The organism is Streptomyces glaucescens, assembly GCF_002154375.1.
Classification (GTDB): Bacteria; Actinomycetota; Actinomycetes; order Streptomycetales; family Streptomycetaceae; genus Streptomyces; species Streptomyces glaucescens.
This window is the reverse complement of sequence record NZ_MUND01000759.1, coordinates 1-7,379: the sequence shown is the minus strand read 5'-3', so window position 1 is coordinate 7,379 and position 7,379 is coordinate 1. Positions and strand designations below refer to the sequence as shown.

The following is a 7,379-nucleotide window of genomic DNA, read 5'->3' as shown; positions in this document are numbered from 1 at the left end:
CATCGGGCCGGTCGACCGGCCTGATCGGACGGATGGTCAGCCTCGTGCGCCCAGCAGGTGGTCCATGGCCAGCTGGTCCAGCCGCTCGAAGGCCATCCCGCGCGCGGCGGCGGCGTCGACGTCGAACTCCTCGAACGCCGACCGGTCGTCGAGCAGCGCCTGCAGGCCGTCGGCCGCGGTGGGCTGGGCCAGCTCGTCGAGGCGGGCGGCGCGCAGGGCTTCCTGGACCTCCGGGTCCGCGCGGAAGGCGGCCGCACGCTCCTTGAGGATGAGGTAGTTGCGCATGCAGCCCGCGGCGGAGGCCCACACGCCGTCGAAGTCCTCGGTCCGCGGCGGCTTGAAGTCGAAGTGGCGCGGGCCGGTGTAGCCGGCGCTCTCCAGGAGGTCGACCAGCCAGAAGGCGGAGCGCAGGTCGCCGGCGCCGAAGCGCAGGTCCTGGTCGTACTTGATGCCGGACTGGCCGTTGAGGTCGATGTGGAAGAGCTTGCCGGCCCACAGGGCCTGCGCGATGCCGTGCGGGAAGTTCAGCCCGGCCATCTGCTCGTGCCCGACCTCAGGGTTGACGCCGTACAGCTCCGGCCGCTCCAGCCGCTCGATGAACGCGAGCGCGTGGCCGACGGTCGGGAGCAGGATGTCACCGCGCGGCTCGTTCGGCTTGGGCTCGATGGCGAAGCGGATGTCGTACCCCTGGGAGGTGACGTACTCGCCGAGCAGGTCGAAGGCCTCCTTCATGCGGTCGAGGGCGTCGCGCACGTCCTTGGCGGCGCCGGACTCGGCTCCCTCGCGGCCGCCCCAGGCGACGTACGTCTGCGCACCCAGCTCGACCGCCAGGTCGATGTTGCGGATGGTCTTGCGCAGCGCGTAGCGGCGCACGTCGCGGTCGTTGGCGGTGAACGCGCCGTCCTTGAAGACGGGGTGCGTGAACAGGTTGGTGGTGGCCATCGGCACGGTCATGCCGGTGGCGTCCAGAGCCTGGCGGAAGCGCTTGATGTGCGATTCGCGCTCGGCGTCGGAGGACCCGAACGGGATCAGGTCGTCGTCGTGGAAGGTGACGCCGTGGGCGCCGAGTTCCGACAGGCGCTGCACCGTCTCGACCGGGTCGAGGGCACCGCGCGTGGCGTCGCCGAACGGGTCCCTTCCCTGCCAGCCGACGGTCCACAGGCCGAAGGTGAACCTGTCCTCGGGGGTGGGCTGGTAGCTCATGCCGCGACTCCTTGCTCGCTTGCTGCCGACTATTTCGTCATGGCGGTTTACAAATTAGTATGCGGTCGCGTCTCTGGGAAGAGACAAGGTGTCCCCGATCGCAACGGGTCACAATCCACCACATATCTCCGCTGAAGCCGCGGAAGAGGGAGAACCCGATGTCAGCAGCCGAGGGTCCGCTCGTCGTCGGCGTGGACACGTCCACGCAGTCCACCAAGGCGCTGGTCGTCGACGCGGCGACCGGACAGGTCGTGGCGAGCGGCCAGGCGCCGCACACCGTCACGACCGGAGCGGGACGCGAGAGCGACCCGCGGCAGTGGTGGGACGCCCTGGGCGAGGCGCTGCGCCAGTGCGGTGACGCCGCCCGCGAGGCCGCGGCCGTGTCCATCGGCGGACAGCAGCACGGCCTGGTCACGCTGGACGAGCGGGGGGAACCGGTACGCCCGGCGTTGCTGTGGAACGACGTCCGCTCCGCGCCGCAGGCCCGCCGGCTGACCGAGGAACTGGGCGGCGCGAAGTTCTGGGCCGAGCGCACCGGGTCCGTCCCGGCCGCGTCCTTCACGGTCACCAAATGGGCCTGGCTCGCGGAGCACGAGCCGGAGGCGGTCCGCGCCACCAAGGCGGTGCGGCTCCCGCACGACTACCTCACCGAGCGGCTCACCGGGCAGGGCACGACCGACCGCGGCGACGCCTCCGGGACCGGCTGGTGGGCGTCGGGCAGCGAGTCGTACGACGCCGAGATCCTCGCCCATGTCGGCCTCGACCCGGCGCTGCTCCCCCGCGTGGTGCGGTCCGGCGAGGTGGCCGGGACGGTACGGGACGGCCACGACCTGCCGTTCTCGAAAGGCACCCTGGTCGCGGCAGGCACCGGCGACAACGCCGCCGCCGCGCTGGGCCTCGGCCTGCGCCCGGGGACCCCGGTCATGAGCCTCGGCACCTCGGGCACGGTGTACGCGGTGTCGCGGCACCGGCCCGCCGACCCGACGGGCACCGTCGCGGGCTTCGCCGACGCGCGACGCGACTGGCTGCCGCTGGCCTGCACCCTGAACTGCACCCTCGCCGTGGACCGCGTCGCCACGCTGCTGGGCCTGGACCGGGAGGCCGTCGAGCCCGGTACGACCGTGACCCTGCTGCCGTATCTGGACGGCGAGCGCACCCCGGACCTGCCACACGCCTCGGGGCTGCTGCACGGCCTGCGGCACGACACGACCGCCGGGCAGGTGCTCCAGGCCGCGTACGACGGCGCCGTGCACTCGCTGCTCGGCGCGCTCGACCTGGTCCTCGACGAGGACGCGGACCCCTCGGCGCCACTGCTGCTGATCGGCGGTGGCGCGCGCGGCACGGCCTGGCAGCAGACCGTACGACGGCTCTCGGGACGCCCGGTCCAGGTGCCCGAGGCGAAGGAACTGGTCGCGCTGGGTGCCGCGGCCCAGGCCGCCGGGCTGCTGACCGGCGAGGACCCGGCCGCGGTGGCCCGCCGCTGGGACACCGCGCGCGGGCCGGTGCTGGAGGCCGTGGCGCGGGACCAGGAGACACTGGCCAGGATCGCCGGGGTACTCTCCGACGCGGCACCGCTGCTGGAGCGGAGCCCGCAGAGCCGCTGAGGACGGACGGAGGCATGACCGCACCGCTGCACGAGACCCACCCGGCCGCGCCCGGGCGGGCGCTGCCCGACACCCAGCAGGGCATGCGCCGCCGCAACCTCGCCCGGGTGATGCACACCGTCCGTGCCGAGGGGCCGCTGTCCCGGGCGGCCGTCTCCTCGCGCATCGGGCTGACCCGGGCGGCGGTGTCCACCCTCGTCGACGAGCTGATCCGCTCCGGTCTGCTGCGGGAACTGGGACCCGAGCGCCCGGGCCGGGTCGGCCGGCCCGGGTCCGCGCTCGCGGTCAGCGCGCAGGGGCCCGCCGGGCTCGGCGCGGAGATCGGCGTCGACCATCTCGCCGTGTGCGTGGTCGACCTGCGCGGCGAGGTCCGGGCGCGGGCGGTGCGGCACGGCACCAACCGGGGCCGCGCGCCCGGGCCGGTGGTCGAGGAGCTGACCGGACTCGTGCGGCAGGTCGTCGCCGAGGCGGAGGGCGAGGGACTGTGGCCCGCGGGGCTCGCCGTTGCCGTGCCCGGCCTCGTGGCGCGCGACGGCCGCACCGTCGTCCGCGCCCCCAACCTCGACTGGCACGACATCGACCTCGGCGCCCTGCTGCCTTTCGAGGCCGGGCTGACCGTCGACAACGAGGCCAACTTCGGCGCGCTGGCGGAACTCTGGCTCGGCGAGGGCACCCCGCCCGACTTCCTGCACGTGTCGGCCGAGATCGGCATCGGCGCGGCGGTGGTCGTCGGCGGGGGCCTGCTGCGTGGCACGCGCGGCTTCGCGGGCGAACTGGGCCATGTGCCGGNNCCGGAGTGCGTCTGCGGCGGGCGCGGCTGTCTGGAGCAGTACGCCGGTGAGGAGGCGGTGCTGCGGGCGGCGGGCCTGGAGCCGGGCGAGGACCGGGTCGGGCTGCTCGCCGGCCGCGCCGAGGAGGGCGACGAGGACGTGCGGCGGGCGCTGCGCGACGCGGGAGAGGCGCTGGGCATCGCGCTGACCGGGGCGGTCAATCTGCTCGACCCCGAGAGCGTGGTGCTGGGCGGTGCGCTGGCCGGGCTGGCGCCCTGGCTGCTGCCGTCACTGCGATCGGAACTGGCCCGGCGCACGGCGGGACCGCCCTGCCCGGTGTCCGTCTCCCGGCTCGGCCCGCAGGGCCCGCTGCTGGGGGCCGCGCACTCGGTGGTCCGGGCGGTGCTGGACGATCCGGCGGCGGTGGCGGGCCGGGCCTGACCCCCCGCCAGACGCCGATCGCCCTTGTGGGTGAGCGAGTTGTCCCCACCGGCGAGCTTGTCCACGGAAGATCGCCGGGCCCTTCTGCCTGTCCCCCGAGCCCCGTACCGTGAATCACGCGAGCCGCATCCAACCCGTCCCGTCCCGGGACGACGACGGGATGCTGATCGCGCCGGCCGAGGAATTCACCGCAGACGGGGGGACGTCTCATGTCCGCAGAGCAGACACGCATTCTGACGGTACGGCCCGAACCGGGCGAGTACGCCTGGACCTTCGGCGGTGTGCCGCCCGTGGCCAGGATCGCGCCGGGCACCGTGCTCGATCTGTACACCGAGGACTGCTTCGCCGGGCGGGTGCGCTCGGAGAAGGACCTGGTGTCCCAGGTGTGCGAGTTCCCGTACCTCAACCCGCAGACCGGCCCGTTCCACATCGAGGGCGCCGAGCCGGGCGACACGGTCGCCGTGCACTTCGTGTCGATCGAACCGGCCCGGGACTGGGCCGCGTCGACGACCGTGCCGCTGTTCGGCGCGCTCACCTCCACGCCCACCACTGCCACCCTCCAGCCCCCGCTGCCGGAGACCGTCTGGATCTGGCAGCTCGACCGGACCCGCCGCACCGCGCTGTTCCGGGCGCACGACAGCGACATCGAGATCGAGCTGCCCCTCGACCCGATGCACGGCACGGTGGGCGTGGCCCCGGCCGACCTGGAGGTCCGCTCGGCCCTGGTGCCCGACGCGCACGGCGGCAACATGGACACACCCGAGATGCGGGCCGGCGTCACCTGCTACCTCGGGGTGAACGTCGAGGGGGCGCTGCTCAGCCTGGGCGACGGGCATGCCCGGCAGGGCGAGGGCGAGACCTGCGGGGTGGCCGTCGAGTGCGCGATGAACACCGTGGTGATCGTCGAACTCCTCAAGGGACTCCGCACTCCCTGGCCGCGCATCGAGTCCGACACCCACATCATCTCCACCGGCTCCGCCCGCCCGCTCGAGGACGCGTTCCGGATATCCCAGCTCGACCTGGTGCGGTGGCTGGTCCGCGACTACGGGTTCAGCGAGCTGGACGCCTACCAGTTCATGACCCAGGCCGTGGAATCCCCGGTGGCCAACGTGTGCGACACGAACTACACCTGCGTGGCCAAGCTCCGCAAGGAGTGGCTCCCGGCCCGCGAGACTCACCGCGGACTGCACGCCCGGCTGCGGGAGACGGCGGCGACGCTGCGGGGCTGAGCCCGCGCCCCTCTTGCCCGCAGAACACTCGAAAGGCACTCCCCCGATGGAACGGGCACGACCGCTCCCCACCCGGCGACGGCTGCTGCGAGGCGCCGCCCTCGCCGCCGTCCCCTACGCGCTGCTGCCCGAGACCCGGGCCGACGCGCGGACCCGGGCTCCCGACCACCCTCTCGCCACGTGGCATCCGGCGCACACCGCCAACTACACGCCGGCGAACCGTCCGGCGAGCCACCCGGTCGACTTCGTGGTCATCCATGTCACCCAGGCGTCCTGCTCGACCACCCTGGGCGTCTTCCAGAACCGCAGGAAGCAGGTCTCCGCACATTACGTGGTGCGCTCCGCCGACGGCCGTCTCGCGCAGTGCGTCCGCGAGTCCGACATCGCCTGGCACGCGGGGAACTGGGACTACAACACCCGCAGCATCGGCATCGAGCACGAGGGCTGGGTGGACCGGCCCGGCTACTTCACCGACGTCCTCTACGAGCGATCGGCCCGGCTCACCGCGTCGATCTGCGGCAGGTACGGCATCCCCAAGGACCGCGCGCACATCATCGCGCACTACGAGGTGCCGGGCTCCGACCACACCGATCCCGGGCCGCACTGGGACTGGAGCCGGTACATGCGGCTGGTCAACCGCGCTTGACCGGCGCCCGGCCCCCGACCGTCGTTCGGGTGACCATGGTCCGAACGGTTGTCGGCACGCACGACCGGAGTGACGATGTTCCGGGCCGCGTCGCGTCCGGCGGCACGACCGGGCCGCACATCGCCAGCCGCATCGCCCTTCCGGGAGGCCGAGGTGACCGATCCCTGGGTGGCTCTGGAGCCGGGAGCCGACCCCGTCGAGCACGCGCGGATCCTGCGCCGGGCGCACGAGACGTTCACCGAGGCGGGCACCGTGCCACGGCCGGTGCGGGCGGTCGTCGCCGACTCGTGGCGGCGGTCGGCGCGGGCCGGCGTCGGACCGGACGGCGGCGCGGACGTGGAGCTGGCCGATGGCGACCTGGGGGTCTACCGGGCCGAGCACCCGCTGTCCCGTGTGATGCCGCTGTGCCGCGAGCTGATGGGCTCCTTCGCCCTCGACGGGGAACACCTCCTCGCGGTGTGCGACGCGCACGGCCGGCTGCTGTGGGTCGAGGGTCATCCCGCGACCCGGCGCCAGGCGGGGCGGATGAACTTCGTGCCGGGTGCCCGGTGGGCGGAGAGCGCGATGGGGACCAACGCCCCGGGTACGGCGGTCGCCGTCGACCGGCCGGTGCAGGTCTTCGCGGCGGAGCACTTCGTCCGCCGGGTCCAGTCCTGGACGTGCGCGGCGGCACCGGTGCACGACCCGCGCACCGGTCGGGTGCTCGGTGCCGTCGACATCACCGGCGGGGACGGGCTCGCGCATCCGCACAGCCTGGCGTTCGTGCAGGCGGTCGCGCGGGCCGCCGAGTCCCAGCTGGCGTTGCTCGGCCCCGGCCGACCGGCCGAGGAGACCCTGGAGCTGACGGCGCTGGGCCGGGACGAGGCGACCCTGCTCGTCAGGGGCCGCCGCATCAGGCTGAGCCGCCGGCACAGCGAGATCCTGGTGCTGCTCGCCCGTCGCCCGGAGGGGCTCACCGGTGACGAGTTGCTGTGCGCGCTGTACGACGACGAGTCGGTGACACCGGTGACGCTGCGCGCCGAACTGGCCCGGCTGCGCGGGGTGCTGGGCCCCGGGCTGCTGGTCTCGCGGCCCTACCGGCTCACCGTCCCGGCCGATTCGGACGTCGCCGTCGTCGAGCGGCGTCTGGAGTCCGGAGCCGTCACGGCCGCCGCGTCGGTGTACGCCGGTCCGCTGCTGCCCGCCTCCCGTGCTCCGGCGGTGGTCCGGCTCAGACACCGGCTCGCGGACGGACTGCGGTCGGCGCTGCTCACCCGCCGGGATCCGGACCTGCTGTCCGACTGGGCGCACGCGCCGTGGGGCGAGGACGACCTCGACGTGTGGCGGGCGCTGGCGGCGGTCCGGCCGACGGCCATGGTGCGGGCACGGCTGGCCGCACTGGACGCGGAACTGGCGGCGCCGCCGTCCGACGGGCAGGTGCCGTCCGTACTGCCGGGGCGTCAAGGGCTGACGGACAGGAACACACGACCGGCACCCGGGCCGGGAC

The 7,379-nt window shown here is 73.9% G+C and carries 6 protein-coding genes; 5 read left to right on the top strand and 1 reads right to left on the bottom strand.

The genetic code is table 11. The features are described from left to right. Window positions 1–36: 36 nt before the first annotated feature. A complete protein-coding gene (gene xylA, locus CCN42_RS36750) occupies window positions 37–1,203 on the bottom strand; it encodes a xylose isomerase (RefSeq protein WP_086741651.1) in 1,167 nt (388 codons plus the stop codon). Window positions 1,204–1,361: 158 nt separating this feature from the next. Between xylA and xylB the strand changes: the two genes are divergently transcribed. The 5 genes from xylB to CCN42_RS36725 all read left to right on the top strand — a co-directional run. After that, window positions 1,362–2,807: a xylulokinase gene (gene xylB, locus CCN42_RS36745; RefSeq protein ID WP_086741650.1), complete on the top strand. Its 1,446-nt coding sequence runs from the start codon at window positions 1,362–1,364 to the stop codon at window positions 2,805–2,807. 14 nt (window positions 2,808–2,821) lie between these two features. Beyond that, window positions 2,822–4,018, top strand: a complete 1,197-nt coding sequence (locus tag CCN42_RS36740; RefSeq protein ID WP_086741649.1) for an ROK family transcriptional regulator — start codon at window positions 2,822–2,824, stop codon at window positions 4,016–4,018. Window positions 4,019–4,227: 209 nt separating this feature from the next. Further along, on the top strand, window positions 4,228–5,247 hold the full coding sequence (locus CCN42_RS36735; protein WP_086741648.1) for an acetamidase/formamidase family protein: 1,020 nt from the start codon (window positions 4,228–4,230) through the stop codon (window positions 5,245–5,247). 46 nt (window positions 5,248–5,293) lie between these two features. Further along, entirely contained in the window at window positions 5,294–5,893 is a 600-nt protein-coding gene (locus CCN42_RS36730) for an N-acetylmuramoyl-L-alanine amidase (RefSeq protein WP_086741647.1), read from the top strand. 153 nt (window positions 5,894–6,046) lie between these two features. Then, window positions 6,047–7,379 (top strand): GAF domain-containing protein (locus CCN42_RS36725; RefSeq protein ID WP_107427706.1); only part of this gene is annotated, 1,333 nt, incomplete at its 3' end.

Coding starts and splice junctions, on each gene's coding strand:
- CCN42_RS36735 (WP_086741648.1), top strand. CDS start 4,228: ATGTCCGCAGAGCAGACACGCATTCTGACGGTACGGCCCGAACCGGGC.
- CCN42_RS36730 (WP_086741647.1), top strand. CDS start 5,294: ATGGAACGGGCACGACCGCTCCCCACCCGGCGACGGCTGCTGCGAGGC.
- xylA (WP_086741651.1), bottom strand. CDS start 1,203: ATGAGCTACCAGCCCACCCCCGAGGACAGGTTCACCTTCGGCCTGTGG.
- xylB (WP_086741650.1), top strand. CDS start 1,362: ATGTCAGCAGCCGAGGGTCCGCTCGTCGTCGGCGTGGACACGTCCACG.